The following is a 255-nucleotide window of genomic DNA, read 5'->3' on the forward strand; positions in this document are numbered from 1 at the left end:
TTCAGCCAGTGGGGGCGCGAACGCTGCGATCAGCAGGGTGGCCACGCTCCCTGCGAAGAAAGAACCAAGTGCCGCGATTGAGAGGGCAGCGCCGGCACGGCCATTTTTTGCCATAGCATGGCCGTCGGGCACCGTGACCACCGCGGAGGTTTCTCCCGGCAGATTCACCAAAATAGCCGTGGTGGAGCCACCGTATTGTGTACCGTAATAAATACCGGCCAGCATGATCAAACCTGCGATCGGAGGTAGCACATA

1 protein-coding gene is annotated in these 255 nt (G+C 59.2%); it reads right to left on the reverse strand.

Annotated features, from left to right (window positions below; all coding sequences use genetic code 11):
• Window positions 1–255: tripartite tricarboxylate transporter permease (locus tag QWY27_RS15310; RefSeq protein ID WP_290199295.1), on the reverse strand; the 255-nt coding region annotated here is incomplete at both ends.

The organism is Zwartia vadi (assembly GCF_030410375.1).
GTDB lineage: Bacteria > Pseudomonadota > Gammaproteobacteria > Burkholderiales > Burkholderiaceae_B > Zwartia > Zwartia vadi.